Source organism: Pseudomonas sp. BNK-44-b, from assembly GCF_047456245.1.
In the GTDB taxonomy this organism is placed as follows: domain Bacteria; phylum Pseudomonadota; class Gammaproteobacteria; order Pseudomonadales; family Pseudomonadaceae; genus Aquipseudomonas; species Aquipseudomonas machongensis.
On sequence record NZ_CP179908.1, the window covers coordinates 3,363,165 to 3,389,445 of the forward strand.

Consider the following 26,281-nt stretch of genomic DNA (forward strand, 5'->3'; position numbering starts at 1 on the left):
CGCCTCTCACGGGGTGATGGAAGTTCGATTATAGCGAAAACGGCTAATGCCTGCGCGGCCTCGGCATGGGTCATGCCGAGGCCCGATCACTATCCCAACGCCTCCCGCACCTTCGAATCGAGCCCCTCCCCCGCATGGGCCTCGCTCCATTCGCTCAACTGCCGGCGCATCGCTGGGGTCCAGAAACTCTGCAAGTGCTGCCTCACCCCCTGCACCGCCAGCGCCCGGTCCGGCTCGCTGTCGAAGTAGTGGGCGATCTGGTTGGCCATCCTGACCAGGTTGTCACTGCTCATCGGCGGACCTCGACTTTTTCCTGTCCTTCGACCTGGCGTCGCTCCTTGAGCAAGCGCTGCTGTTCGTCACTGAAATGCTGATAGCGCTTCTGCCATTCCGAGGGCTGGAACACCCGCACCACCTCGACGGCCGTGACTTTGTACTCTGGGCAGTTGGTGGCCCAGTCGGAGTTGTCGGTGGTGATCACGTTGGCACCGGACTCGGGGAAGTGGAAGGTGGTGTACACCACGCCCGGCGCCACCCGCGCACTGACCCGCGCACGCAATACGCTCTGCCCCGCACGGCTGCCCACCCCAACCCAGTCGCCGTCGCGGATGCCGCGGCTTTCGGCATCGCTGGCGTGGATCTCCAGGCGATCCTCATCATGCCAGGCAACGTTGTGGGTGCGGCGGGTCTGGGCACCGACGTTGTATTGGCTGAGGATGCGGCCGGTGGTCAGCAACAACGGATAACGGGCATTGACCTTCTCGTCGGTGGGCACATAACCGGTGAGCATGAATCGCCCCTTGCCGCGCACGAACTGGTCGATGTGCATGGTCGGGGTGCCGTCGGGCGCGGCTTCGTTGCACGGCCATTGCAGGCTGCCATGGCGGTCGATCTCGGCATAGCTGACGCGGTGGAAGCTCGGCGTCAGGCGGGCGATCTCGTCCATGATCTCGGACGGATGCCGGTAGTCCATGCGATAGCCCAAGGCATTGGCCAGGGCCACGGTCGCCTCCCAGTCGGCCTTGCCGGCCAGCGGCTCCATCACCTTGCGCACCCGCGAGATGCGGCGTTCGGCGTTGGTGAAGGTACCGTCCTTTTCCAGGAACGAGCTGCCTGGCAGGAACACATGGGCGAACTTGGCGGTTTCGTTGAGGAAGATGTCCTGCACTACCACGCACTCCATGGCCATCAGTGCCGCAGTGACGTGCTGGGTGTTCGGGTCACTCTGGGCGATATCCTCGCCCTGGCAGTACAGCGCCTTGAAGCTGCCATCGAGCGCGGCCTCGAACATATTGGGAATGCGCAGACCAGGATCAGGCTGCAAGGTCACGCCCCAGGCCTGCTCGAATTCACTGCGCACGGTCTCGTTGGAGATATGCCGGTAGCCCGGCAATTCGTGGGGGAAGGAGCCCATGTCGCACGAGCCCTGGACGTTGTTCTGACCACGCAACGGATTGACGCCCACGCCTTCGCGACCGATGTTGCCGGTTGCCATGGCCAGGTTGGCGATGCCCATCACCGCCGTGCTGCCCTGGCTGTGTTCGGTGACGCCCAGGCCATAGTAGATCGCCGCATTGCCAGCGCCCGCATACAACCGTGCCGCCTCGCGGATCTGCTCGGCAGGCACGCCGCAGATCGGCCCAAGCGCCTCGGGTGAGTTCTCGGCCAGGCTGACGAACTCACGCCAACGCGTGAACTCGGCACTCTCGCAGCGCGCGTCGATGAAGGCCTGGTCGAGCAGCCCTTCATCGACGATCACATGGGCCAAGGCATTGAGCATGGCGACGTTGGTGCCCGGACGCAGCTGCAGGTGCAGCTCGGCGCGGGCGTGGGGCGAGTCGACCAGGTCGATGCGGCGCGGGTCGATGACGATCAGCCGCGCGCCCTGGCGCAGGCGGCGCTTGAGCTGCGAGCCGAACACCGGGTGAGCGTCGGTCGGGTTGGCGCCGATCACCAGGATCACGTCGGCCTGCATGACCGAGTCGAAGCTCTGGGTGCCGGCCGATTCGCCCAGGGTCTGCTTCAAGCCATAACCGGTCGGCGAATGGCAGACCCGCGCGCAGGTGTCGACGTTGTTGTTGCCGAAGGCGGCACGCACCAGCTTCTGCACCAGATAGGCTTCTTCGTTGGTGCAACGGCTGGAGGTGATACCGCCGATCGAGTCGCGTCCGTACTTGAGCTGGATGCGTCGGAACTCACTGGCGGCATAGGCCAGCGCCTCATCCCAACTGACTTCCTGCCATGGGTCTTCAAGGCGCTTGCGGATCATCGGCGTGGTGATGCGATCCGGGTGAGTGGCGTAGCCCCAGGCGAAGCGCCCCTTGACGCAGGCGTGACCGTGGTTGGCGCCGCCGTTCTTGTCCGGGACCATGCGCACCAGTTGATCGCCCTTCATCTCGGCGCGGAACGAGCAGCCCACCCCGCAATAGGCGCAGGTGGTGATCACCGCACGCTCCGGCTGGCCGAGCTGGACCAAACTCTTCTCAGTCAGGGTCGCTGTCGGGCAGGCCTGCACGCAGGCGCCGCACGACACGCACTCGGAGGCGAGGAAATTCTCGCCACCGGCCGCTGCCACCCGCGACTCGAAGCCTCGACCACTGATGGTCAGGGCGAAGGTGCCCTGAATGTCTTCGCAGGCACGCACACAGCGGCTGCAGACGATGCACTTGCTGGGCTCGTAGTCGAAGTACGGGTTGGAGACGTCCTTGGCCTCGTCAAGATGGTTGGCGCCGTCATAGCCATAGCGCACCTCGCGCAGGCCCACCTGGCCGGCGACCGTTTGCAACTCGCAGTTGCCATTGGCAGAGCAGGTCAGGCAGTCCAGCGGGTGATCGGAGATGTACAGCTCCATGACATTGCGCCGCAGGTCGGCCAGGCGCGGCGTCTGGGTGCGCACCACCATGCCTTCGCTGACCGGCGTGGTGCATGAAGCTGGGTAGCCGCGCATACCGTCGATCTCGACCATGCACATGCGGCACGAGCCGAAGGCTTCGAGGCTGTCGGTGGCGCACAGCTTGGGAATGCTGGTGCCCAGCAGCGCGGCGGCGCGCATCACCGAGGTGCCTGCGGGGACACTGATCGCACGGCCGTCGATGTTCAGGCTGACCTGCAGCTCACTGTCGCGGGCAGGCGTGCCCAGGTCGATGTCGCTGTTGGCGGGGTCGAAATAGTTGATCATTGTGCGGCCTCCGAGCTGGCCAGACCGAAATCGGCGGGGAAGTGCTTGAGGGCGCTGGCCACCGGGTAAGCGGTCATCCCGCCCATGGCGCACAGCGAGCCGTACTGCATCGTGTCGCACAAATCGCGCAGCAGGTGCGCCTGGTCTTCGCGCGCAGCAGGGTCGCTGCTGGCGATCAGGCGATCCACCACCTCCATGCCGCGGGTCGACCCGATGCGGCAGGGCGTGCACTTGCCGCAGGATTCCTCGGCGCAGAACTGCAGGGCGAAACGCGCCATGCCGGCCATGTTCAGCGTGTCGTCGGCGACTACCACACCACCATGGCCGATCATCGCGCCGATGGCAGCGAAGGCCTCGTAGTCCAGCGGCGTATCGAACTGCGACGGCGGCACCCAGGCACCCAGCGGGCCACCGACCTGCGCAGCTTTCAGCGGACGACCACTGGCGGTACCACCACCATACCCCTCGACTAGCTCACGCAGGGTCAGGCCAAAGGCACGCTCGACCAACCCGCCCTGGCGCACGTTGCCCGCCAGTTGGAACGGCAAGGTGCCCAGCGAACGGCCCATGCCAAAGTCGCGATAGAACGCTGCACCTCTTGCCAGGATGATCGGCACAGAAGCCAAGGTCAGGACGTTATGCACCAGCGTCGGCTGGCCGAACAGGCCCTCGAGCGCCGGCAGCGGCGGCTTGGCGCGCACGATGCCGCGCTTGCCTTCGATCGACTCCAGCAGCGCCGTCTCTTCGCCACAAATATAGGCGCCAGCCCCCACACGCACTTCGAGCTCGAAGGCCACGCCGCTGCCGGTGACGTCCAGATAACCGGCCTCGCGCGCCAGCATGACGGCCTCGTTGAGCACTCGAATGGCGTCCGGGTATTCGGAGCGCACATAGATATAGCCTTTGCTAGCGCCAACCGCGAGGCCGGCGATGATCATGCCTTCGATCAGCAGGAACGGATCGCCTTCCATCAGCATGCGGTCGGCAAAGGTGCCGGAGTCGCCTTCGTCGGCGTTGCAGACGATGTACTTCTGCCCGGCCGGTGCCTGGCGCACGGTGCGCCATTTGATACCCGCTGGAAACGCAGCCCCGCCTCGGCCACGCAGGCCGGAATCCAGAACCGCGGCAACCACTGCATCGCCGTCCATCAATGCAGCCTTGCGCAAGCCCTCGAAGCCCCCATGGGCTTGATAGTCGTCCAGCGAACATGGCCGGGTGATGCCTGCGCGGGCAAACAGCAGGCGCTGCTGGGTCTTCAGGTAAGGGATCTGTTCGACAGGGCCCAATGCCAGTGGATGCTCAGCCCCTTTGTCCAGGGCCTCCAGAAGGCCCGGCACGTCTTCGGGCATGACCGGTCCGAAGCCCAGGCGCCCTTCGGCGCTTTCCAGCTCCAGCAATGGCTCGAGCCAATACAGGCCACGCGAGCTGGTGCGCTGGATCTGCAGCGGCAGTTGCCGCTTCGCGGCCTCACGTTCGAACGCCTCGGCGAGCTGGTCGGCGCCCACTGCGCGAGCCAGCGAATCGCAGGAAATACACAGCTTGATCATGCGCCCGCCTCCACCCTGCAGCTGTTCACCAAAGCCTGCAGACGCTCGGGCGTGAGCCGCGCATGCACCTGCCCGTCCAGCTCCAGCGCTGGCGAGCAGGCGCAAGCGCCGAGGCAGTACACCGGGCGCAGACTCAACGCTCCATCTGCAGTGGTGCCATGGTCGTCCAGCCCAAGCTGTTCGCGCAGCTGCGCGGCCAGGGCTTCGGCGCCGCGGCTCTGGCACGACTCGGCGCGGCACAGGCGCAGGGTATGGCGTGCCGGGGGCGAAGTGCGGAAATCATGGTAGAAGCTGATCACCCCACGCACCTCGGCGAGGCTGAGGTTCAGCGCATGGGCGATCTCGGGGACTGCTTCATCGGGTACATGGCCCAGGCCTTGCTGGATGGCGTGGAGGATCGGCAACAGCGCGCCGGGCACCTCCTTGTGGTTGTCCAGCACCCGCTGGATCAAGGGCAGGTCAAGCGTCTCTTCAGGCATACAGCGGACCTCGGCAACCCGGATCCGCCCGAAGGTGCGGGCAGGTGTCCGGCGGTGTTCTGCTGTGGCGTTCCGGGCCTGTCACGGTCACAGGATCACGGTCGCCCTCCTCGTCCAAGCCGGTGCGTCTGTGCGCACTCGGTCCTCGGACATCCTGATAAGAATGGCACCGTTGGCCGAAAACGGTAGCGCGCAAGCGACAGGGCACATCCTGAAACCGACGCATGCGAGACTGCACATAAGCTCACCTCCACAAGCGCAGTGCCAATCCGGGAAAGATAGTTACGAGTCATTTCACAACATTTCACTTAGTTAATAGCTTGCCGATAACAATGGCTATTTACTAAACAACGCTTCACTTGACAGGCAACTAAATTCACAACTTCCGCCGCGGCAATCACATCATTTAGCAAACGCGTGAAAACGATAATGAACTCACGCTTCGCACGTTTATTTTACAATTTGAAACAAATATGACTTATTGCCTCCTTATCGTCGGAATCCTCCTGTATCACTAGGTCCGGCCCCATGAAAACCTCGAACACCGACGCCCCTGGCACAACGTCCTCGGACAATCCCCTCGCCCGTTTCGAAACTGCGGTCACCCGCTCGCTTTCCAACTTCAAGGACACGCCAGCCCCCACGCCGGCCGGCAACAAACGCTTCGTCGTCGCCGCCGCGGTCGACAACAAGAAGGAAGCGGAAATCGCCGCCGCACTGGCCACTAACGACCCGGAAGTCATCAAGCACCTCAACGATCCCAACCTCGCCGATATCGGCAACACCGGCATCCCGCTGGCCAACATCGCCTCGATCACCAAGCTCTCCGACAACGTCCTGGACCTCAAGACCCGCGACGGCCGCGACATCGTCATCATCAAGCAGATGACCCCCTACCTGTTCGACGGCATGGCCAGCAAGACCGACGCCGTGGACGCCCTGAACAAGAGCAAGGCCGAGGGCTATCGCATCGCCCAGGCCGGCGATGTGCCACCGGGCATGGACGACTACAAGTTCATCGGCCCTGCCGACGAGGTCGGCCCCGGCCTGATTCGCTACGAAACCCAGTCCGGCGACAAGGTGATCGTCGCCAACGAGACCAACCATGCCCTGTTCGACCAGGTGAAGTCCGACGGCGAAGCCCTCACCCTGATCAACAAGAGCGAGCAGGAAGGCTATCGCCTGGCCAGGGCCGACGAGCCCGCCGATGGCATCAAGGCCATCGGTACGCCCGAGGAACTGGGCCACGGCCTGATTCGCTACGAAACCGAAAGCGGCGAGAAGATCATCGTCTCCCAAGGCATCAGCCCGGATCTCTATGCCTCGATGAGCAAGGCGTCCAACGGCATCTTCGGTGTCGACGGCGCGGTCGACACCAGCTGGATCGACAACTCCAAGTACGCCAGCGGTGTGCGCGACTGGGACACCATCACCGGCAACAAGGGCGGCGACAAGCCCACCCAGGCCGAAAAAGACCTGGAGCGTCCGCGCGCCGCATCCAAGATGCTCAGCGATAACTGGGACAAATGGGGCCTGCACGACCGCAAGATCGACTTCGCCAACCCACCCAGCGACCTGCCGCCCGAGGCGCAGGCCACGCTCAAGTACCTTGCGGGCAGCCCGAGCCTGATGAACGCCCTGGACAGCGGCGGCCTGGGCAAGAGCGATGGCGTCATCACCCACGCCGATGTCGACAAGTTCATCAGCCAGCAGAACAAGGACCTGTCGGCCGCCTCTTCTTCCTATTCGAAGTTCCTCTCGAAAAACCCGGGCGCCTCCGACCTGGCCAAGGAAAACGCCAAGTCCGCAGCCATCGTCATGGCCAACATCTCGCTGGTCAGCAGCGCTGGCCCGCAGATGGCAGGCGCCAACCAGCGCGCCAACAACGGCAGCCTGACCACCGACAACCTCAACGCGATCAAGTCCGACAGCGGCCTGAGCCCCGAGCTGACAGGCGCTGCCGGTTACTGGTCCAACCCAGGCATGTGGCACGTGATGGACTCGGCCGGCGACCACCCCGCGACCGCCTCCTCCGACGGCATCGTCCAGCAGAAGAACATCGGCGCCTGGCTGGAAAACCAGGCGCCGAAGGACGACCACGGCGTGCTGATGATGCTCAGCAACTCCTCGATTCGCGGCTCTCTGGCGGGCGTGGACACCTCCAAGCTGACCAAGGACGTGCTCGAGCACCCCGAGAACTACGACGGCAAGACCAAGGCCGCGGCCATGCTGGAGATCACCGACGCGCGTGCGCGCCTGCAGGCCAGCGACAAGGTCGACGGCGACCTGTATGCCGGCATCACCGCCGACAGCCAGTACCACCTCAACCCGACCAAGTCCAAGGTCATGAAGCAACTGGACGATGCCATCTCCAAGCTGGGCAACGACGCGGACGTCAAGGCCTACATGACCGCAAACCAGGGCCCGGGCATGCGCGACATCATCAACGCCGACCCGGCGATGAAGAAAGCGCTACAGCACAGCCAAGACAGCCAGATCAACAGCGGCAACATCATCAACACCGCCCTGGCCACCAAGGATGGCAACGGCAACCCGCTCTCGCTGCCCGATGCCCTCGCCCTGACCGGTACCGATGCCACCCTGACCGACCTCGCCCTGGGCGGCGACGGCAACGTCGACCTGGCATCGATCGCCGACAAGTCGGGCAAGTCCGGGGAGATCGAGCAGTATTTCCGCGAGCACATCCTCAACGGCAAGGACCTGGAGGACGGCTTATCCAAGGGTGGCGACCCGATGACCGTCATCGGCCAGTACGCTTCCAACGCCGCGCTATTCAAAGAGTTCCTCGGCGACAAGGTGACGCCGCAGGAGGCCTCCGAGGTCGGCCAGCGCATCAACCAGGCGGTGTCCGATTCGCTGATCGACGGTGCCGACAACACCACGCTCAAGGATATCTTTGGCGACGGCAGCGGCAACTTCGATGAAAACAAGGCCAAGGCCATCATCGACAAGGCCATGGCCGACGATCCAGACATGTTCAAGGACTCCAGCGGTGCGCCGATCCGCCCGCAGGATGTGATCTCGATGCTGCGCTCGGTGTGGGACACCAACCGCCAGGGCGAGAAGATCAGCGACGTCCTGCCCAAGTCGATCGACGGTCTGAAGCTCAATGTCAGCGAGTCCTACAAGCAAGGCCTGCTGCACATCGGCAGCGCCCTGCTCGCCGGTGGTGTGCTGGCTGCACGTTCCGCCACCGGTGGCAACAGCCCGACCGACAACGCCTCGCGGGTTTCGGCAGGCATGCAGTTCGCCGGCCTGATTATCGAGGGCGGCACCAAGTACGCCAAGGAAGCCGGTTATGGCATGGTCTGGAAACCCACCCCGGTCGACCCGTCCAAACCCGCGCCGATCGGCGAGTTCCCGACCGGCAACATGGTGCAGAACACCGACGGTATCAACCGCCTGGGCAACCTGGGCAAGGTCATCGGCGGTGCGGGCAGCTTCATCGGCGGCGTGCTGGGCCTGATCAGCGGCGTCAACAGCGCCTTCGCCGGTGACAAGGTCGGGGCCGGCTTCTCGCTGACCACCGGCGCGCTAGGTACAGGTGCGGCGATCACCTCGATCATCGAAGGCGGTGCGGGCCTGTTCGGTCTGGCCGATGTCGGCGCCATCGCCGGTGCCTTCTCAGGCGTGCTGGGCTGGGCCACGGCGGGTATCGGGCTGGTGGCCGGGATCGTGTTGCCGATCATCGAAGTGGCCAAGCGCGAGAAGATGCAGGACCAGTTCTTCGGCGAACTCAAGCCGGTATTGGACAAGTACGACCTCACCGGCGGGCCGATCACCAAGGAAGATCGCGACGAGGAGTACAACTTCGCCTACGGCTGAGGCAAGGCTGCCCGCGCCTGCAGCCCCGCGATACAGGGTTCTCAAAACCTGCGCGGACCTTGTGGGAGCGGGCTTGCCCGCGAAAAAGACACCGCGCTCCCTGGCACGGGCTACGCCCGTGTTCTCGGGACAAACCGGGCCGCCGAACCGCCGCTACCCTCCACTACACCCTCAGAAAATTCCGAATCTCTCCGCCAATACTTCAGCTCAACGCCACCTGGGAATTATCCTACGCAGCACGCAGCCGTTTCTCTGTTGTTGAAGATAAGCATCAGGGCTAATTTCCCCGGGTCGTCCATATGGCGACCGGGGGTGAGAGCCCGGCTTTACTGAAGAGTTGGCGGCACTGCTATGGCAGCAGTGCGTGGGCAGGCTTCTGCCTGGCCGGTTTTTGCTAACTCTCGCCGGTCTCTCACCCCACGCACCGCTGCCACCCTTATCCTGTGAGAGGGATGATGAAGGTGGCTACTTTGCTTAATGGGAGTTAGCCATGAAAAAGATCGTCCCCGATCCACCCCGCCTCAAACTCGTCAACAACCTCTACTTCTCCATCCATTCCGACCTCATTCCGCCCGACGCCTTGGCTCACGCCAGCGAACTGTTGCGCGGCGTCAGCGAAACCCTCGACGAGCACTGCCGGGCCCTGGCCGGTACTCCTGGCCTGAACATGCTCGCCAACGCAGCGCACGCCGCAGAAACGGCTCGCGCCTTGATCGAACATGCACTGAGGCGGATGTCAAAGAGGTTCGCTGATGAATGAAGGCACCACACCCGGCATCGCCACTGCGCTAGGGATTTTCCGCGTGCAACCCGGCATTCCCGCCGGCCAGGCTTTCGACGAAGTCTCGCTACTACTGGGATGCGTGCGCGACCTGAGCGAAATGGGTGATGAATCAATCACGCCTGCGGCCATGGTCGCCCTGAGGTATCTGAGCGCCATGGCCAAAGCATTGATGAACGACCTGGAAGTCGCCAGAAATCAGTCGCCTTGAGTAACCGCCGCGGCCACAAAGCCTGCAATCCACTGCCCGCCCCTGTAGGGGCGGCGGTTCGGCGCCCCGACTTGCCCACGAAGCAGACACCTCGGCAAATGGAACCGGCATGCTGGTCATCGCAGGACAATAACCACTTGATCCTACGCGCGCTTACTTCGCCGCCTCAGACAATTGCTGGATCAATGCCACTGTCAGATAAAGCCTCGGCGCGATGCTCGACAGCTCGATGTACTCGTCATCGGCATGCAACCCCGCCCCCACCACACCCATGGTTTCAAGCACTGCAGGCTTCTCGCTGCCGGGCACATAGGCGTAGCCCGCATCGGTCCCGAAACGCATGGCGATCGGCTCGATGTTGCGATCGATCTTCGCGTAGAGCGTCTGGGCGGTTTTCGCCAACTGCTCGGAGCCGGCGTTCTTCGCCAACGGCGGGCGGCCCTTGTCGAGGCGCACCGTCACTTCGGTGCCGTCGATGAGTTTTTTCTGCACCAGGCGTTGCGCGTCGGCCAGCACTCGGTCGCTTTCGCTCAGGTCCGAGTAGCGCATGTCCGCCTCGGCCGTGGCGCTGGCGGGAATGATGTTGCGCTTGTCGCCTGCCTTGACCATCGTCCAGTTGACCGTGGTGCCTTTGGCCGGGTCACCGAGGTCCTTCAACTGCAGCATCTGGTGGGCCAGCTCCATGGCGGCATTACGCCCAGCCTCAGGCGCGGAGCCTGCGTGGGAAGACTTGCCTTTCACTTCGAGAAATACGCCATTGATGCCATTGGTCGCGACCGTCACCGCATCCTTGTCCGGTGGCTCGTACGAGAACACGTAGTCATGCTTGCGCGCCAGTTCCGCGATGATCGCCTTCGAGCCGCTGGAGCCGGTTTCCTCATCCGGGTTGAACAATACGGTCAAGGTGCCGAAGCCTTTGAACTTCTCGTCCTGCAGCAGCTTCAGCGAGTGCAGGATCATCGCCACACCACCTTTGGCATCGGCCACGCCAGGCCCATAGGCACGCTCGCCCTCGACCTTGAACGGCCGCTTGGCAGCGGTGCCCGGCAGGAACACCGTGTCGTAGTGGACCATCAGCAGGAACGACTTGCTGCCGGTGCCCTTGAAGGTGCCGACGATATTGTCGCCCGCCGAGGGGCTTGCAGGGCTGGTCTTGACCTCGGCACCCAACGCCTTGAGCCGCTCGACCAGCAGGCCGCTGACGGTTTTCAGCCCCGGCGCCTGCCCGGTTCCGGTATCGACATTGACCAGTTGCTTGACGGTCGCGAGATAGGCCTTCTGCTCGGCCTCGGCCTTTTTCAGTAGCGCGTCGGGAGTCAGGTTGGCGGCAAGGGCGGAAAACGACAGGAATGACAAGGCGATGGCAGCGGCGATCGGTGAGCGTCGGATGGGCATGCGAAGTCCTTTATCAATGCAAGGGGAACCTGCAGCTTTGACCATCGATGGCGCTGGCGCCAGCTTTGTAGACCATTTGATGAAGTGCAGGCCATTGGCCTTGATGCAAGAAACCCCGCGATTGCGGGGCTGGGGATTCAGGCAAAGACCTTGATTGTCAGTGCGGTGATGCCCGCCACTGCTGTCACCAGACCGGTCGCGATGCCGATCGGGTACCAGAAGGTTTCTCGGGTCAATTTGCCTGCTTCGGCATTGAGCTTGCGAGTCTCTGCCATCAGTTTGGCGATTTCGACGTGAATCTTCTCCGCTTCGGCTTGGGGCATGTCGTATGGATGCATGAGTCTTCCCTTCGGATGCGGGCTGTTTGTGGGTTTCGACATGGTGCGAGTTGGTTGAGGCGAACAATCTATCGTAAGGCCGATGCTCGGCAAAGTCAGCGGGGAGCTATCCAGGCCGTAGGGGGTTTCGCGGGCAATGTTTCCCTGACGGACTGACCATCGGGGCCACGGCAAGCAAGGCTCTACAGGCACATGCCTGGTGCTCTTGGTAAACTGGCGTCTTGAACGCCTTCTGTGCGGCTCTGTTGGTATAGCGCCCCGAGCGAAGGGTACAACGCGACAAAATTGTCGGTAATCGGTACTGAATACGTTGAACGAACGCACTGCTTCACAAGCCTCAAACCCACAAACCACGCGCCCTGAACCCTCCCGCCGGTTCAGCGTTGCACCCATGATGGATTGGGTATCTACTTCTCAAAATCCCTAATTCACGCGAGCTCTAGCCTGACGCATTTCTCTGCGTACCAATTCTGTACCAACTACGCTCCACACCTGCTTAGCCGGACGTAGGTCAATCCTCCCCTGCCTCCTCACATTCCCTAATGGGGGTAACGCTCGCCCTGCAAGTCAGGTGCTTTTTTCGCCTAAAATCCCTAAGCTACAGCTACTCGTTAGTATCAGGCAGCTGCCTTTTCAATGCACCACGACATGGATAGATAAGATGAAGCAATTTGACGCAAGGTCGTACAGCATCGCCGATTTTCTTGAATGGGATGCATCGAATCTTCTAGATCTATCGCCAAAGTTTCAGCGGCGAGGAGTATGGACTCGTGCAGCCAAGTCGTTTCTAATTGACACCATTTTACGTGGAAAACCAATGCCGAAGGTTCTTCTTACGCAAGACCTTATCGGCAAAAAAAACGTTCGTACAGTTGTGGATGGACAACAGCGGATTCGAACAATACTTGAGTTTGTAGCCGGCAACTTTACAGTACTCAGCGCCCACAACGAGGAATACGCCGGACAAAAATTTGATGAATTAGACGAAGACGTTCAAGGATCTATCCTACAATACGAAGTTGGCGTCGATCTTCTTTACAACCTAAGCCTAGCTGACATGCTCGACATCTTCGCCAGGATTAACACTTACTCCGTCACTCTGAACACCCAAGAAAAACTAAATGCAAAATATCTGGGGACATTCAAAACATCAGCATATGAGCTGGGATTCTCCTACGTAGGCTACATGCTAGAAGGCAGTATCTTGACAGAGAAGGCCGTTAGCCGAATGGGCGAAGCGCAGCTAGCCTCCGACTTACTAGTCGCTATTACTGGCGGTGTCCAGACAGTAAAAAATATCGAAAAATATTACAAAGAATACGAAAAGGAAGAAAGCGTACCTCAAGAAATTCGTGACGCCATCTCGACTTTCAACGAGACAATGCAGTATATCGGAGCTATATACCCGCCCGAGGAACTAAAAAATACCAACTGGGCTCGCCCGCACTGGTTCTATACACTATTTACCTGTGTAGCAAACTCAATCAGGCCGCTGCGCGGTCTTGAAGACGCCCCTCGGCCTGAGCTCAACAGTCAAAGCCTCGGTCGCTGGCGTGCAGAGCTTGACCAGTTGAGTGCTTTATATGACCAGTACACTGAAAATACGGATGAAGATGTACCAGCCGCTTTCGCACGATATATAAACTTCGCGCAACGAAGGACTACCGACACAGAGGCACGCCGCGAGCGAGCGCGCTTTGTATTGGAAGCCATCCATGACGCCTGAAGAAATGGTGGAACTCCGCGACTCTATAATTCAGAGACATACCTCCTTTATGGAGATAACTGCCAACATTCCAGTGGCCCCCACAGACATTAACAGTACTGATATAGCCACAGACGCATCGGTGGAGGCCATCTTCCTAAGAGCTTTCACTGCATATGAAAACGATGTTGAGCAAATATTTCTGCACTATGCAACGGGGGGAATCACGCTAAACAATCTTCAACCCACCAGCCACTTGAACACTACAGATCGAGCCCTTGCACGCAATATAGTTAAAGGCGCAAACAAATTTATCAGCTGGGCACAGGCAGATAGCCTAGCCAAAACAGCAAAACTTTACATGCGAGAGGGATGGCCATTGGCAGTCGTAGTATCAGCCAATAGCCAATTTCTAAGCGATGGTGAACGAGTACGCAACCGTATTGCTCATAACTCACCCGAAGCAATACAGCAATTCAGAATAGTCCAGAGAAACATGCTTGGAACCGAGCGCCTATTTGACCTCAGTCCCGGGCAGTTCCTGAGAATGAAACATACACGACAAAGAATTCTATACATCGATTTCTACATGAATATTCTCACGCAAGCATTGATAGCAATGATGGAACCGGCAGAGTTATAGATGCCGCCACCCCGATTCCTTACTCATACCGATTGTGCTGGAGTATTAACGAGAAAAAGCCCCAGCCCTATATACAAGGCTTGAGCGCTTTTTATGTCTGCGAGCAAAGCCCAAATGTGGCATAGAGGGGCATGGAATGGCGCTCGGTTTGCCCTATTTTTGCACCCACTCCCCTCTACCGAACTCGCCACAATTGATCAATCTGAGTGGTATATGACCTACTCATGAGCTCGCGGCGCATCCCCCAATCGGGGCTGCGGGGGACGCTGCCCGCCCTCATTGTCCCCCGCCCATACCGGTCGTTGATCTGGTCTACCACCGACATCAGCTTGTCGCTCGCCAAAGGCTGCGTGATCGCGAAAAGATCATCCGTGAATTCACCTGGCTGCCGCAAATCGAGCAGCAGCACTTCGGCCTTGCTGTACCGGTAGCCCTCCCTGAAAACTCGCTCCACCGCGTTTGTCGCCGCCCTGGTGAGCAGCAACGTATCGTTCGTGGGATAAGGCAACTCCACAATCGCTCCCTGCGCATGGTGCAGCTCATCAGGGTTGAACATGCCTGTACGGATACTTACTCGCATGCGCTTGCATACCGAGCCCTGCGCCCGAAGCTTTTCAGCCGCTCGCCCGGCGTATGTGGCCACAGCCTGCTTGATCGGGGCAAGCTCACTCAGCCGCTTGCCGAACATCCTGCTGCAGCAGATCTCCTGCTTCGGGGGTGCTGCCTCATCCAGTTCGAGGCAGGGAACGCCAGCCAGCTCGCGCGCGGTCTTCTCCACCACCACGCTGAACTTGTCCCGCAACATGCGCGGGTCAGCCTTTGCCAGGTCCATGGCTTTCTGAATCCCCATGCTCTGCAGGTGCTCGGTCATCCGCCGCCCAATACCCCACACCTCCCTGATCTCGGTATTACGCAGCACCCAGTCACGCTCGAAATCCGTCGTGATATCGACCACACCGCCCGTGTGTGCCTGCAGCCGCTTTGCGGTGTGGTTGGCCAGCTTCGCGAGGGTCTTGGTGCGTGCGATGCCGACACCGACAGGTATGCCGGTACGTTGCAACACCTTGGCCCGTATCTCGCGGCCGAACTGGGTCAAGCTGCCCTGCACGCCTGTGAGATCGGCGAAGCATTCGTCGATCGAATAGACCTCAGCCGCAGGCACCATCGATTCGATGATCGACATTACGCGCTCACTCATGTCGCCATACAGCGCGTAATTGGAGGAGAACGCCACCACGCCGTGCCGCTTCAGCTTCTCGCGACACTGGAAGTATGGCTCGCCCATCTTCACGAACGGTTTGGCGTCATAGCTGCGCGCGATCACGCAGCCGTCGTTGTTGCTCAGTACCACGATAGGGGTCTTGGCCAGATCCGGCCGGAACACGCGTTCGCAGCTCGCGTAGAACGAGTTGCAATCGATCAACGCGAACACTCGGTCACTGCGCATGATCGCGCACGCTGTAGCGAACAACACCCCAGATGACCAGGTCATCGCCCTCCATCACGTACCGGGGCGGATAACTGGGGTTCTCGGACTGAAGCATCACCACCCCACCCCGATTTTGCAGGCGCTTGCAGACGGGCTCGGCGTTGACCGCAGCGATCACGATGTCGCCATGCTCTGCTTCCTTGCTGCGGTCTACGATAAGAAGGTCGCCGGAAAAAATGCCAGCGCCCTGCATGCTGTCGCCCTCCACTTGCACCAGGTACACATGGGGCGCCCGTAGCTCGAATAGCTCATCGAGTGAGATGTGACGTTCCAGATGATCCGCCGCTGGCGAGGGGAAGCCTGCGGGCACTCGAAACGAGTACACGGGCAGCAATGCAGGGCCACCGGTCGGGACTCCCAGGAAAGTGATGGTCATGAGGGGTTATTCCAGATAGATAACTGTATATATGTACAGTTAACTGTTAGATCTTTCCCCCGTCAACGTGAGGGGGGTGGAAGCCGACGAACGAGCGAGGTGAGGTATGTGCGGGCGTTACTCGATCTACGAATCCATGGACAACTACCTCCGACAGTTGAGCCTCGACCTGGTCGTGATCAATGGCTATGACCACGAGCAGATCAATCGATACAACGTCGCACCCTCCACCCGAGTGGAGGTGATTCGACCTGCGCCGGAAGGGTTGAGGGTGGATCGAGTGAAATGGGGATGGGCGCCGTTTTGGGCGAAGGGGAAGCGTCCTGACCCGATCAATGCGCGGGCAGAAACGGTGGTGACGGGAAAGTTCTTCAAGGCGCTTTGGCCGAATGGCCGAGCCTTGGCACCGGCGAATGGCTGGTACGAGTGGATAGCCGATCCTGCGGACCCAAAGCGCAAGCAACCCTACTACATCCAGGCAACGGACGAAGCCCCGCTGTTCTTCGCGGCGCTGGCCGAAGCTCACCCAGCACTTGAACCAGACGAACGGGACGGCTTCGTGATCATCACCGCTGCAGCTGACCAAGGTCTCGTCGATATACACGACCGCAAACCTCTTGTGCTCTCGCCCGAGGTTGCTCGTGAGTGGCTCTCGCCAGATACATCAATGGAGCGCGCAGAAGAGATAGTGCGTACCGGTTGCCGAGCCGCAGGTGATTTCAAGTGGCATGCAGTCCGTAAGGATGTAGGCAGTGTCCGCAACCAGGGTCCTGAATTGATATTACCTGCGGATTGATTGAAAGAGCCTCAGCCAGTCCTCGGACAGCTCTTGCGCCTGTCTTGGTACCTGGCCTGAGTTACTTGCGTTCGGGCGAACGCCTGACACTCTTGGTAGACTAGGACACCTTTTATCTTGAGGCCGATCTGGACGGTATAGCTGACCGTTCCATCGGCCTTTTTCCTTGCTTTGATCGTTGCCATATTTTCCGGTGGTACAAGGGTGATTGGCGGTGGTATATCGCGCCACTGTCACTCCAAAACACCTGAAAACCCCGGAAAATGGTACAAACCGTGTAGAACAGAATGCCCCTAGAAATAGCCTCAAAGCCACAAACCACGCGCCCTGAACCCTCCCGCCGGTTCAGCGTTGCACCCATGATGGATTGGACCGACCGCCACTGCCGGTACTTCCTGCGCCTGCTCTCCCAACGCGCCCTGCTCTACACCGAAATGGTCACCACCGGCGCCCTGCTCCACGGCGATGCGGCGCGTTTCCTGCGTCATGACGAGTCCGAGCACCCGCTGGCGCTGCAGTTGGGCGGCAGCAACCCGGCTGAACTCGCCGCCTGCGCTCGTCTGGCGCAGGAGGCGGGTTACGACGAGGTCAACCTCAACGTCGGCTGCCCCAGCGACCGGGTGCAGAACAATATGATCGGCGCCTGCCTGATGGGCCACCCGGCGCTCGTGGCCGACTGCGTCAAGGCGATGCTCGACGCGGTCGAGATTCCGGTGACGGTCAAGCACCGCATCGGCATCAATGGCCGCGACAGCTATGCCGAGCTGTGCAACTTCGTCGGCCAGGTGCGCGACGCGGGCTGTCGCAGCTTCACCGTGCATGCACGAATCGCGATCCTCGAGGGCCTGTCGCCGAAGGAGAACCGCGAGGTGCCGCCGCTGCGCTACGAGGTGGCGGCGCAGTTGAAACAGGACTTCCCGGACCTTGAGCTGGTGCTCAACGGCGGTATCAAGACGCTCGACGAATGCCGCACGCACCTGCAGACCTTCGACGGCGTGATGCTGGGGCGCGAGGCGTACCACAACCCGTACCTGCTGGCCGAGGTGGATCAACAGCTGTTCGCCAGCGACGCGCCCGTCGTGACGCGCAGCGAGGCGATGGCGCGGCTGATGCCGTATCTGGTGGCGCATGTGGAGAGTGGTGGGGCCATTCATCACATCACCCGGCATATCCTCGGCCTGGGCCAGGGCTTCCCGGGGGCGCGGCGGTTCCGCCAGTTGCTGTCGGCAGACATTCACAAGGCGGCCGAGCCGCTGAAGGTGGTCGAGCAAGCGGCAGAGTTGCTGGCCGGACGCTAGGGAACCCTGGGCGGGGGCTGGACTCGAAGGGGGAGTCGACGCCCCATCCAGGGGCTGCCATGTGGCCATCGCGGGGCCAGCCCGCGCCCCCATGACGCAGGATAGCCTTAGCCGGTGTTTGGCCTTGAGTGGCCGCCAGGGCTCGGGTAATGTCAAAACACTCACAGGACAGAGCATCAGGACAGAGCACGCCCATGACCTCAAAGCTGGAACAACTCAAGCAGTTCACCACCGTGGTCGCCGACACTGGGGACCTGGATGCCATCACCCGCCTCAAGCCGGTCGATGCCACCACCAACCCGTCGCTGCTGCTCAAGGCCGCGGCCATCTCGGGTTACGCCGACCTGCTCAAACAGGTCAAGGCTGATGCCAAGGGCAACGTCGACCTGGCCTGCGACAAATTCGCGGTGGCCGTGGGCGCGGGCATTCTCAAGGTCATCCCCGGGCGTATCTCCACCGAAGTGGATGCACGCCTGTCGTTCGATGAGCCGGCGTTGCTGAACAAGGCACGCCAGCTGATCGCCCTGTACGAAGCTGCCGGTATTTCCAAGGATCGCGTGCTGATCAAGCTGGCCTCCACCTGGGAAGGCATCCGCGCCGCCGAGAAGCTGGAAAAGGAAGGCATCCAGACCAACCTCACGCTGCTGTTCTCCTTCGCCCAGGCCCAGGCCTGTGCCGATGCCGGGGTGTTCCTGATCTCGCCGTTCGTGGGCCGCATCTACGACTGGTACAAGAAGAGCACCGGCAAAGAGTACGTCGGCGCCGAGGATCCAGGCGTGCAGTCGGTGACACGCATCTACGATTACTACAAGACCAACGGCTACGACACCGTGGTCATGGGCGCGAGCTTCCGCAACGTCGGGCAGATCGAGCAACTGGCCGGGTGCGATCGCCTGACCATCAGCCCGGAGCTGCTGCAACAGTTGAGCGACGACCAAGGCGAGCTGCCGCGCATCCTCAAGCCGGGCAATACCGGCGAAGCCAAGCAAGTGCTGAACGAGAGCCAGTTCCGCTGGGCGATGAACGAGGATGCCATGGCCACCGAGAAGCTGGCCGAAGGCATTCGCCAGTTTGCACGCGACCAGGAAAAGCTCGAGGCGTTGATGGCCGACAAAGGCTGACACATATCCGAGTTGTGGAACGGGCGGGAAGTACTGAGTATTTCCCGCCCGTTTGCGTTTGTGTATTCGAAAAAGAAGCTGCCGGCCCATCGCGGTAAAAGCCCGCTCCCACAGAAGCATGTGCCCTGCCACGGAATAGGTGCTGCTGTAGGAGCGGGCTTGTCCCGCGATGGGCCGGCAGCCTCCCAACAGATGGAAGCAATGACCACCACCCTCCCCCTCGTCCTCGCCGGCCCCGTGCTGCGCCGCCTGGAACCGCAACGCCTGGCCATCTGGCTGGTCGCTTCACGACCACTGAACCCCAAGTTCGTGCTGGACTGCCCGCACGTCGGCAGCCAACTGGAGTGCCAGGTCGTCGCCATCGGCGAACATGCTCATGTACACCTGCTGAACCTGCACTTCGACCAGCCCTTGCCCGAAGATGTGCTGCTGGAGTACGACCTGCACCTGGACAATGATCAGGGCATCGCCGACTGGGCGCCGCACCTGCTGTACCCAGGTGCCAGTCGTCCGAGCTTCGTGTTGCGCAAGCGTATCGATCCATTGCTGCACGGCTCGTGCCGCAAACCCCATCACCCCGCCGCCGACGGCCTGCTCTGCGCCGACCGCCTGCTGCTCGACAACCCACCCCCTGAACAACGCCCGGCACTGCTGATGATGACCGGCGACCAGGTGTATGCCGACGATGTGGCCGGCCCCACCCTCAAGGCCATCCACGGCTTGATCGAACGCCTGAAGCTGTTCGACGAGCCTCTCGACGGCGCGCTGGTCGACAGCGGCCAGGCGCTCTATCGTCATCCCGCCTGCTACTACCATCGCGCCGACCTGCTGCCAGCCCAGCAGGGCAATGAGCCGCTGCGCCGGCGTTTCTTCCGGGGCAAGCGCAAGCCGATCTTCTCGTCGAGCAATGCCGACAATCATCTGGTGACCTTCGCCGAGGTCATGGCCATGTACCTGCTGGTCTGGTCACCCACACCCTGGACACTGGTGGGGCTGGAGGCGCCCGAAGGGCTCTCTGTCAGGCGCCAGCAGCGCTACCAGGACGAACTGCCGCTGATCGAGGCGTTCCGCGACGGCCTGGGCCAAGTGGCGCGCGTCATGGCACACCTGCCCTGCCTGATGATCTTCGACGACCACGACATCACCGATGACTGGAACCTGTCGGCGCAATGGGAGCAGACCGCCTATGGCCACCCCTTCTCGCGTCGGATCATCGGCAACGCCCTGCTCGGCTACCTGCTGTGCCAAGGCTGGGGCAACGACCCCAAGGGCTGCACAACGCTGGTCGAGGGATTGCAGGCACTGACTGCAAATGCACCGCAGGGCGCACTGGACGGTGAGGCCCTGGATACACTGATCGGTGATCTGCTGCATTTCCAAGGCTGGCAATACGACCTGCCCAGCGACCCACCGCTACGCGTACTGGACACCCGCACCCGACGCTGGCGCAGCGAACGCAAGCTGAGCAAGCCGTCCGGGCTGCTTGACTGGGAAGCGCTGTGCGAACTGCAGCAGGCCCTGCTCGATCATCCGTCAGCGATCATCGTGTCACCGGCGCCGATTTTCGGGGTCAAGCTGATCGAGACGGTGCAGCGGGTGTTTACTGCACTGGGCTACCCGCTGCTGGTGGATGCCGAGAACTGGATGGCCCATCGCGGCGCCGCTCAGGTGATCCTGAATATCTTCCGCCATTCCCGCACGCCGGGACACTACGTGATCCTGTCCGGGGACGTGCATTATTCATTCGTCTACGAAGTGCTGATCCGCCACCGCCAACGCAGTCCACACCTGTGGCAGGTCACCAGCAGCGGAATCAAGAACACCTTTCCAGTGCGCCTGCTGGATGTGCTCGACCGTCTGAACCGCTGGCTGTACTCACCGCGCTCGCCGCTCAACTGGTTCACCCAGCGCCGATCGATGGAGGTGGTGCCTCGGGTGCCAAGCCGAAGCAAGGCCGGGGAGCGGCTGTGGAATGGTGCGGGCCTGGGGGAGGTATTCTTCGACGAGCAGGGGCGGCCGGCGCGGGTTGTCCAGCTGAGTGCCGAGGGCGATGAAGCGACGGAGTTCGTGCGGTGTGGTGAGAGGGACCGCTAGCGGATCCCGGGGCGCCATTGGCGCCGAATCAGGAACGCTCCAGCGCACTCACCAGATCACGAAACGCTTCGCGGTTGGAGTCGTTCAGGCCCATGAGGATCTTGTGCGCCTCCAGCACCTTGGAGCGCACCACTTCTTCGTTCTGATCCTGCGATGGCAAGTCGCTCAGGCAATCCGGGCATGGCAGCGGACGGTCGACGATGTTGAATACCTGGTCGAACCCCATCGACTGCAATAGCCGGGAAATGTCCGGGTTGGTGGTGACCACAGTCGGCAGCAGGCCGACCTTCTGCCGCGACAGGATCGACAGCTTGGCCAGCAGGCCCAGGGTGGTACTGTCGATGCTTTCGGTTTCGGTCAGGTCGATGACGATGGCCGAGAAATTCAGTGCGGTGAAGATCTTCTCGATCGTCGCATCCAGCGCCGAACACAGGGTCAGGCGCACTTCACCGACGAATTTCAGCACGAAGGTACCGCTCTGCTCGGCGAACTGGATTCTACCGGTACTCATTGAAGGTTCCTGCTCAACACCAATAGGGCGATATCATCCGGCATCTCCCCAAGCGTAGCCAATCCGAATCGTTGGCGCAGCCCGTCCAGGCTGCCCCCCGCGGTCTTGACGATTTCCGGCAAGGCCGCTTCCTTATCTTTGAGTGTATCCCCGGGCAAAAGGTCCAGAATGCCGTCGGACATGAGCGTGAGACTGAAGCGCGGCGGCAGCTCGAGCACATGGTCCTGGTAGGTGGCTTCATCGAACAGCCCCACCGGCAGGCCACGGCCTTCCAGGTAGCGGGCCTGCCCCGGGGTATAGAGCACAGGCAGCGGCAGGTGGCCGCCGACGCTGTAGGTCATCAGGCCGGTATCTTCGTCGATCACCCCGCCGACCATGGTCACATGCTTGCCCAGCTTGCAGTTGATCAGGCCACGGTTGATGTGCGCCAACACCTGCGACGGCTTGAACTCGCGCATCTTGCCGTTGCGCTTGAATTCGAACAGCAGGCGGGTGGTCATGAACTTGAGCAGCACGGTGACGAAGGCCGAAGACGCGCCATGGCCGGACACGTCGGCCAGGTAGAAGGCGATGCGGCGCTCGTCGACGCGGAAATAATCGGTGAAATCGCCGGAGAGGTAGAGCGAGGGAATGATCTGGTGGTCGAACGACAGATCGCCCGCAGTCCACGGCTTTTCCGGCAGCATGTTCATCTGCACCTGGCGACCGGCGGTCTGGTCTTCCTGCAGCAGGTGCAGACTGGCTTCCAGCTCCCGGTTGGCAGCTTCGAGCTTGTCGCGGTAGCGCTGGTTCTCGAGCACCAGGCGCGAACGGTCGAGCGCACGGCGCACCGAGTGCTCGAGCACGGCAAGGTCTTCCAACGGCTTGATCAGGTAGTCGGCCGCGCCCAGGCGCAGGGCCTCGACCGCATCGCTCATGACGCCGGCACCGGATACCACGATCACGGGCAACTGCGGAGCGTGCTCGGTGATCCGGCGGATCAATTCGAGGCCGCCCATCTGCGGCATGCGCAGATCGCAGATCACGAGGTCGGGCTGGTGTTCTTCGAAGACCTGGAGCCCCTGCTGGCCATTACCGGCCTGGAGGACGCTGAAGCCACTGTCTTCCAGATAGGCGGCGAGGCTTGCACGGACCACGTCGTCGTCATCGATGATCAGCAGCGTTGCACTGGTTTTCTGCATGTGGGCGAACGGCGCCGATTGGTTGGCGTAGCGGACATCGGCAAGGGCGACGGACGGCTACTGGAATACTCTGTGACCACTTCTCTTTGAGGTGTAGGACAAGAAAACCTGTCCGGCAAATCGCAGTGGTGCCCTGTAAGGCGCAGACGGTACTCCCATCCGCGGGGCGTTTCAAGCATACGAGGGTCGAGTTCGCTGTGCTAATCACCAGCGGTTATTTGGCAGGGCCGTTTGGCATACGGTTGGGTATAGAAAAGCCCTTGAGCAGCCAGACAATTACAGGATGTAAATGCCTGGCTACTCGCGGGCAGGTCTGGAAAAGATCAGGTTTCAGCGACGACCGATGTGCGACGACACACTCCACAGGTCGACGCCACCGTCTGTGGCATGACGGTCGATGGCGGCCAACTCGTCAGGGGTGAACTGCAGATTGCCCACCGCATCGAGGGAATCGTCGAGCTGTGCCAGCGTACGTGCGCCGATCAGCGTCGAGGACACCCGCGAATCACGCAGCACCCAGGCGATCGCCATCTGCGCCAGGGTCTGGCCGCGGGCCTGGGCGATGTCGTTGAGGCCGCGGATTCGCGCCAGATTGTCATCGCCGAGCATGCGCGACGGCAGCGAACCACCCCGGGTGGCGCGCGATTCGCTTGGCACGCCCTGCAGATACTTGTCGGTGAGCATGCCCTGGGCCAACGGCGAGAAGGCAATGCAGCCGACTCCCAGATCGTCGAGCGTGCCGAGCAAGCCCTGCTCGATATCGCGGTTGAGCATCGAGTAGTTGGGCTGGTGGATCAGCAGCGGCACGCCTTCAGAAGCCAGGATTGCTGAAGCTTCGCGGGTCAACTCCGGCGAATAGGAGGAGATGCCCACGTACAGGGCCTTGCCCTGGCGGTGCAACTGCGCCAGCGCGCCCATGGTCTCTTCCAGCGGTGTGTCGGCATCGACCCGGTGCGAATAGAAAATGTCGACATAATCCAGGCCCATGCGTCGCAGGCTCTGCTCGCAACTGGCGATCAGGTGCTTGCGCGAGCCGGTCGGGCCGCCGTAAGGGCCCGGCCACATGTGCCAGCCAGCCTTGGTGGAGATCACCAGCTCATCGCGGTAGGCGGCAAAATCCTGGGCCATCCAGCGCCCGAAGTGTTCTTCGGCGGAGCCGGCAGGCGGGCCGTAGTTGTTAGCCAGGTCGAAGTGCGTGACACCACGGTCGAAGGCACGGCGCAGCAGGCTGCGGCCGGTCTCGAACTGATCCACGCCGCCGAAGTTCTGCCACAGGCCCAGGGAAATGGCCGGCAGTACCAGGCCGCTGCGCCCAACACGACGATAGGGCATGGCGCCCTCATAGCGACCGGGATCGGCAAAATAAGTCATCAAGTCCACCTCTTGGTCTGGTTACATGCTAGGCAGTGCGCAGCCTGTCGGCGCGACCACCGCTGAATCCATTCAATCAGCAAACGCGCGAACTTCAGACAGAAAAGAACTCAGCGCCATGCTGAACCATTTTCATCATTTAGTCAGACTAGGCTCATGAAAGGCCCTGATCGGCTCGAATCAACTCGATCAGCTGACGCAGGGCGGGTGGCGTCTGGCGGCGACTGGGGTAGTACATCACCAGCGGCTCGTCGCTGGAGGCCCACTGCGGCATCACCACCTCCAGCGCACCACTGCGCAGCTCTTCGCGCACGCGCATTTCCAGGCAGTACGCCAGGCCCAACCCCGCAACTGCGGTGCCAATGGCCATGTCGCTGGCGTTCAAGCGCAGCGGCCCTGGCCCTTCGATGCGCACCTGCCGTTCTCCGTCACCCAGCTCCCAGGGGTAGACCGAATCGTCGCCGATACGCATCTGGATGCAGCGATGCTGCATGAGCTCGGCGGGCGATGTGGGTCGGCCGTGCTTGTCCAGGTATGCCGGCGCGCCAACCACAACCCAGCGCAACACGCCGGTCAGCGGGATGGCGATCATGTCCTGGGGCACGGTTGCACCGAAGCGGATGCCGGCATCGAAGCCTTCGGCAACGATGTCGAGCATGCGGTCGTCCATCACCAGGTCGAGGTGTACCTGGGGAAAGCGCGACAGGAACCGATCAAGCACCGGCAGGATCAGCAGGCGCCCGGCGTCATGGGGAATATTCAGGCGCAGGCGACCGACGGGCGCCTTGCGGTGGTCTTCGAGGGCATTGAGGCCGTGGCCGATGGCTTCGAAGCCCTGGGCCAGGGACTGCATGAGGTCGCTGCCGGCGGCCGTCAGCGCGATCGAGCGGTTGGTGCGATTGAGCAGGCGGACTTCGAGGCGATCTTCGAGCTTCTTCATCGTATGACTCAACGCCGAGGCGGTCAGTCCGAGCTCGTTGGCGGCATCGACGAAACTGCCGCGACGTGCAATGGTGAAGAATACGTTCAGGTCCGCCAGATCGGAGCGCTTGAATGCCGCCATGGGGCCAGCCACCCTTGAGAATGAGAACGACGGCCATTGTGCCGTCAATCAGGGAGAAGCTGAACGCACAGGTGCATCACTTTCACACTGCGCCAAAACGAAGAAGGCGACCCTTGCGGTCGCCTTCTTCTGCTTGCCTGACTCAGAAGTCGTCTTCGACTTCCCCGTCCTTGACCTTGAACTCGCGGTTCTGCAGGTAGGCGTTGCGGATGAAGATGTACTTGTCGCCCTGCATCAGCTTCTCTGCCGACAGCAGGCTGGCGCGGGTGTCGATCACGTCCAGGGCGAAGATCGAGTTGCGGGTCGGTACATGATCGATATAGCGGTAGGGTTCGGTGAAGGAGTCCGGGTACTTGGACAGGCCGTCACGCACAGTGCTCGGCCCCAGCAGCGGGATGACCACGTATGGCCCGCTAGGCACGCCCCAGTAACCGAGGGTCTGGCCGAAATCTTCGTCGTTGCGCTGCAGCCCCATGCGGGTCCCGACGTCGATGAAGCCGCCCAGGCCGAACGTGGTATTGACGATCAGCCGCGCCGTGTCGATGCCTGCGGCGCGAGGCTTGAGCTGCAGGACATTGTTGGCCAGGTTGCCGACGTCGCCCAGGTTCCGGAAGACATTGTGAATGCCGTCCTCGAGGAACTGCGGGGTGACCGCCTGATAGCCTTGGGCCAACGGCTTGAGGGCGTAGGTATCAATGGTGTCGTTGAACCTGAAGATCGGTCGATTGACCACTTCCCAGGGATCTTCCTCGGTCGCCGCCTGGGTGGCGGCCACAGGCGCCAGCAACAGAGTGGCACAGACACAGGCCTGGGTGATTCGCTCGATCACACCGGCACCGATCCTCTGCATAGATGTTT

General features: G+C 61.5%; 22 protein-coding genes. 9 read left to right on the forward strand and 13 right to left on the reverse strand.

The genetic code is table 11. The annotated features are described in order from the left end of the window. Window positions 1-89 precede the first annotated feature (89 nt). Genes ACMGGG_RS15440 through ACMGGG_RS15455 form a run of 4 tightly spaced genes read right to left on the reverse strand, consistent with a single transcriptional unit; the run spans window position 90 to window position 5,204 of the window. The gene (locus ACMGGG_RS15440; protein WP_414154008.1) at window positions 90-293 is read right to left on the reverse strand and encodes a formate dehydrogenase subunit delta; all 204 of its coding nucleotides are present in this window, start codon (window positions 291-293) and stop codon (window positions 90-92) included. Beyond that, window positions 290-3,178, reverse strand: coding sequence for a formate dehydrogenase subunit alpha (gene fdhF / locus ACMGGG_RS15445; RefSeq protein WP_414154009.1), 2,889 nt, complete (start codon window positions 3,176-3,178; stop codon window positions 290-292). The genes ACMGGG_RS15440 and fdhF overlap by 4 nt, the downstream gene beginning before the upstream one ends. After that, window positions 3,175-4,725, reverse strand: coding sequence for a formate dehydrogenase beta subunit (locus ACMGGG_RS15450; RefSeq protein WP_414154010.1), 1,551 nt, complete (start codon window positions 4,723-4,725; stop codon window positions 3,175-3,177). The genes fdhF and ACMGGG_RS15450 overlap by 4 nt, the downstream gene beginning before the upstream one ends. Next, on the reverse strand, window positions 4,722-5,204 hold the full coding sequence (locus ACMGGG_RS15455) for a formate dehydrogenase subunit gamma (protein WP_054895549.1): 483 nt from the start codon (window positions 5,202-5,204) through the stop codon (window positions 4,722-4,724). Before ACMGGG_RS15455 ends, ACMGGG_RS15450 begins: the two co-directional genes overlap by 4 nt. 528 nt (window positions 5,205-5,732) lie before the next feature. Between ACMGGG_RS15455 and ACMGGG_RS15460 the strand changes: the two genes are divergently transcribed. From ACMGGG_RS15460 to ACMGGG_RS15470, 3 genes are all read left to right on the forward strand, one after another. Continuing rightward, complete coding sequence (locus ACMGGG_RS15460; protein WP_414154011.1) at window positions 5,733-9,050, forward strand: type III effector HrpK domain-containing protein; 3,318 nt, start codon at window positions 5,733-5,735, stop codon at window positions 9,048-9,050. Between the two features lie 490 nt (window positions 9,051-9,540). Continuing rightward, window positions 9,541-9,810 (forward strand): hypothetical protein, encoded by a 270-nt coding sequence (locus tag ACMGGG_RS15465; protein WP_414154012.1) that lies wholly within the window; start codon window positions 9,541-9,543, stop codon window positions 9,808-9,810. Beyond that, window positions 9,803-10,042, forward strand: a complete 240-nt coding sequence (locus ACMGGG_RS15470; protein ID WP_414154013.1) for a DUF3077 domain-containing protein — start codon at window positions 9,803-9,805, stop codon at window positions 10,040-10,042. The genes ACMGGG_RS15465 and ACMGGG_RS15470 overlap by 8 nt, the downstream gene beginning before the upstream one ends. A 153-nt stretch (window positions 10,043-10,195) precedes the next feature. Here the strand turns inward: ACMGGG_RS15470 and ACMGGG_RS15475 are convergent, their stop codons facing one another. Both ACMGGG_RS15475 and ACMGGG_RS15480 read right to left on the reverse strand, forming a co-directional pair. Beyond that, complete coding sequence (locus tag ACMGGG_RS15475) at window positions 10,196-11,437, reverse strand: M20/M25/M40 family metallo-hydrolase (protein WP_414154014.1); 1,242 nt, start codon at window positions 11,435-11,437, stop codon at window positions 10,196-10,198. Between the two features lie 137 nt (window positions 11,438-11,574). After that, entirely contained in the window at window positions 11,575-11,760 is a 186-nt protein-coding gene (locus ACMGGG_RS15480; RefSeq protein ID WP_081255346.1) for a hypothetical protein, read from the reverse strand. Between the two features lie 676 nt (window positions 11,761-12,436). On the opposite strand from ACMGGG_RS15480, the gene ACMGGG_RS15485 reads away from it, so the two are divergent. Beyond that, entirely contained in the window at window positions 12,437-13,501 is a 1,065-nt protein-coding gene (locus tag ACMGGG_RS15485) for a DUF262 domain-containing protein (RefSeq protein ID WP_414154015.1), read from the forward strand. After that, the gene (locus ACMGGG_RS15490; protein WP_414154016.1) at window positions 13,491-14,123 is read left to right on the forward strand and encodes a hypothetical protein; all 633 of its coding nucleotides are present in this window, start codon (window positions 13,491-13,493) and stop codon (window positions 14,121-14,123) included. The genes ACMGGG_RS15485 and ACMGGG_RS15490 overlap by 11 nt, the downstream gene beginning before the upstream one ends. 175 nt (window positions 14,124-14,298) lie before the next feature. Here the strand turns inward: ACMGGG_RS15490 and umuC are convergent, their stop codons facing one another. Continuing rightward, the gene (gene umuC / locus ACMGGG_RS15495; RefSeq protein WP_414154017.1) at window positions 14,299-15,570 is read right to left on the reverse strand and encodes a translesion error-prone DNA polymerase V subunit UmuC; all 1,272 of its coding nucleotides are present in this window, start codon (window positions 15,568-15,570) and stop codon (window positions 14,299-14,301) included. Continuing rightward, window positions 15,560-15,988, reverse strand: a complete 429-nt coding sequence (locus ACMGGG_RS15500) for a LexA family protein (protein ID WP_414154018.1) — start codon at window positions 15,986-15,988, stop codon at window positions 15,560-15,562. Before ACMGGG_RS15500 ends, umuC begins: the two co-directional genes overlap by 11 nt. A gap of 106 nt (window positions 15,989-16,094) precedes the next feature. On the opposite strand from ACMGGG_RS15500, the gene ACMGGG_RS15505 reads away from it, so the two are divergent. The 4 genes from ACMGGG_RS15505 (at window position 16,095) to ACMGGG_RS15520 (ending at window position 21,297) form a co-directional block, all read left to right on the forward strand. After that, window positions 16,095-16,784 carry an SOS response-associated peptidase family protein gene (locus ACMGGG_RS15505; RefSeq protein ID WP_414154019.1) on the forward strand — a complete coding sequence of 230 codons (690 nt, stop codon included), beginning with the start codon at window positions 16,095-16,097 and terminating at the stop codon, window positions 16,782-16,784. A gap of 287 nt (window positions 16,785-17,071) precedes the next feature. Beyond that, window positions 17,072-18,082, forward strand: coding sequence for a tRNA dihydrouridine(20/20a) synthase DusA (dusA, locus tag ACMGGG_RS15510; protein WP_414154020.1), 1,011 nt, complete (start codon window positions 17,072-17,074; stop codon window positions 18,080-18,082). Window positions 18,083-18,276: 194 nt separating this feature from the next. Continuing rightward, window positions 18,277-19,203 (forward strand): transaldolase, encoded by a 927-nt coding sequence (gene tal, locus ACMGGG_RS15515; protein WP_063545613.1) that lies wholly within the window; start codon window positions 18,277-18,279, stop codon window positions 19,201-19,203. A gap of 201 nt (window positions 19,204-19,404) precedes the next feature. Beyond that, entirely contained in the window at window positions 19,405-21,297 is a 1,893-nt protein-coding gene (locus ACMGGG_RS15520) for an alkaline phosphatase D family protein (protein ID WP_414154021.1), read from the forward strand. A gap of 28 nt (window positions 21,298-21,325) precedes the next feature. Here the strand turns inward: ACMGGG_RS15520 and rssC are convergent, their stop codons facing one another. The 5 genes from rssC to ACMGGG_RS15545 form a co-directional block, all read right to left on the reverse strand. Beyond that, entirely contained in the window at window positions 21,326-21,808 is a 483-nt protein-coding gene (gene rssC / locus ACMGGG_RS15525) for an anti-sigma factor antagonist RssC (protein ID WP_054894422.1), read from the reverse strand. Then, window positions 21,805-22,989, reverse strand: coding sequence for a two-component system response regulator RssB (gene rssB, locus ACMGGG_RS15530; RefSeq protein ID WP_054894423.1), 1,185 nt, complete (start codon window positions 22,987-22,989; stop codon window positions 21,805-21,807). Before rssB ends, rssC begins: the two co-directional genes overlap by 4 nt. 330 nt (window positions 22,990-23,319) lie before the next feature. After that, window positions 23,320-24,360: an L-glyceraldehyde 3-phosphate reductase gene (gene mgrA / locus ACMGGG_RS15535; protein WP_054894424.1), complete on the reverse strand. Its 1,041-nt coding sequence runs from the start codon at window positions 24,358-24,360 to the stop codon at window positions 23,320-23,322. Between the two features lie 154 nt (window positions 24,361-24,514). After that, on the reverse strand, window positions 24,515-25,423 hold the full coding sequence (locus ACMGGG_RS15540) for a LysR family transcriptional regulator (protein ID WP_414154022.1): 909 nt from the start codon (window positions 25,421-25,423) through the stop codon (window positions 24,515-24,517). Between the two features lie 142 nt (window positions 25,424-25,565). Further along, complete coding sequence (locus ACMGGG_RS15545; protein WP_414154023.1) at window positions 25,566-26,273, reverse strand: VacJ family lipoprotein; 708 nt, start codon at window positions 26,271-26,273, stop codon at window positions 25,566-25,568. Window positions 26,274-26,281 lie beyond the last annotated feature (8 nt).

What these genes read in the sequence shown, in the direction of transcription:
- ACMGGG_RS15440 (WP_414154008.1), bottom strand. Translation starts at nt 293, where the DNA reads ATGAGCAGTGACAACCTGGTCAGGATGGCCAACCAGATCGCCCACTAC.
- fdhF (WP_414154009.1), bottom strand. Translation starts at nt 3,178, where the DNA reads ATGATCAACTATTTCGACCCCGCCAACAGCGACATCGACCTGGGCACG.
- ACMGGG_RS15450 (WP_414154010.1), bottom strand. Translation starts at nt 4,725, where the DNA reads ATGATCAAGCTGTGTATTTCCTGCGATTCGCTGGCTCGCGCAGTGGGC.
- ACMGGG_RS15455 (WP_054895549.1), bottom strand. Translation starts at nt 5,204, where the DNA reads ATGCCTGAAGAGACGCTTGACCTGCCCTTGATCCAGCGGGTGCTGGAC.
- ACMGGG_RS15460 (WP_414154011.1), top strand. Translation starts at nt 5,733, where the DNA reads ATGAAAACCTCGAACACCGACGCCCCTGGCACAACGTCCTCGGACAAT.
- ACMGGG_RS15465 (WP_414154012.1), top strand. Translation starts at nt 9,541, where the DNA reads ATGAAAAAGATCGTCCCCGATCCACCCCGCCTCAAACTCGTCAACAAC.
- ACMGGG_RS15470 (WP_414154013.1), top strand. Translation starts at nt 9,803, where the DNA reads ATGAATGAAGGCACCACACCCGGCATCGCCACTGCGCTAGGGATTTTC.
- ACMGGG_RS15475 (WP_414154014.1), bottom strand. Translation starts at nt 11,437, where the DNA reads ATGCCCATCCGACGCTCACCGATCGCCGCTGCCATCGCCTTGTCATTC.
- ACMGGG_RS15480 (WP_081255346.1), bottom strand. Translation starts at nt 11,760, where the DNA reads ATGCCCCAAGCCGAAGCGGAGAAGATTCACGTCGAAATCGCCAAACTG.
- ACMGGG_RS15485 (WP_414154015.1), top strand. Translation starts at nt 12,437, where the DNA reads ATGAAGCAATTTGACGCAAGGTCGTACAGCATCGCCGATTTTCTTGAA.
- ACMGGG_RS15490 (WP_414154016.1), top strand. Translation starts at nt 13,491, where the DNA reads ATGACGCCTGAAGAAATGGTGGAACTCCGCGACTCTATAATTCAGAGA.
- umuC (WP_414154017.1), bottom strand. Translation starts at nt 15,570, where the DNA reads ATGCGCAGTGACCGAGTGTTCGCGTTGATCGATTGCAACTCGTTCTAC.
- ACMGGG_RS15500 (WP_414154018.1), bottom strand. Translation starts at nt 15,988, where the DNA reads ATGACCATCACTTTCCTGGGAGTCCCGACCGGTGGCCCTGCATTGCTG.
- ACMGGG_RS15505 (WP_414154019.1), top strand. Translation starts at nt 16,095, where the DNA reads ATGTGCGGGCGTTACTCGATCTACGAATCCATGGACAACTACCTCCGA.
- dusA (WP_414154020.1), top strand. Translation starts at nt 17,072, where the DNA reads ATGCCCCTAGAAATAGCCTCAAAGCCACAAACCACGCGCCCTGAACCC.
- tal (WP_063545613.1), top strand. Translation starts at nt 18,277, where the DNA reads ATGACCTCAAAGCTGGAACAACTCAAGCAGTTCACCACCGTGGTCGCC.
- ACMGGG_RS15520 (WP_414154021.1), top strand. Translation starts at nt 19,405, where the DNA reads ATGACCACCACCCTCCCCCTCGTCCTCGCCGGCCCCGTGCTGCGCCGC.
- rssC (WP_054894422.1), bottom strand. Translation starts at nt 21,808, where the DNA reads ATGAGTACCGGTAGAATCCAGTTCGCCGAGCAGAGCGGTACCTTCGTG.
- rssB (WP_054894423.1), bottom strand. Translation starts at nt 22,989, where the DNA reads ATGCAGAAAACCAGTGCAACGCTGCTGATCATCGATGACGACGACGTG.
- mgrA (WP_054894424.1), bottom strand. Translation starts at nt 24,360, where the DNA reads ATGACTTATTTTGCCGATCCCGGTCGCTATGAGGGCGCCATGCCCTAT.
- ACMGGG_RS15540 (WP_414154022.1), bottom strand. Translation starts at nt 25,423, where the DNA reads ATGGCGGCATTCAAGCGCTCCGATCTGGCGGACCTGAACGTATTCTTC.
- ACMGGG_RS15545 (WP_414154023.1), bottom strand. Translation starts at nt 26,273, where the DNA reads ATGCAGAGGATCGGTGCCGGTGTGATCGAGCGAATCACCCAGGCCTGT.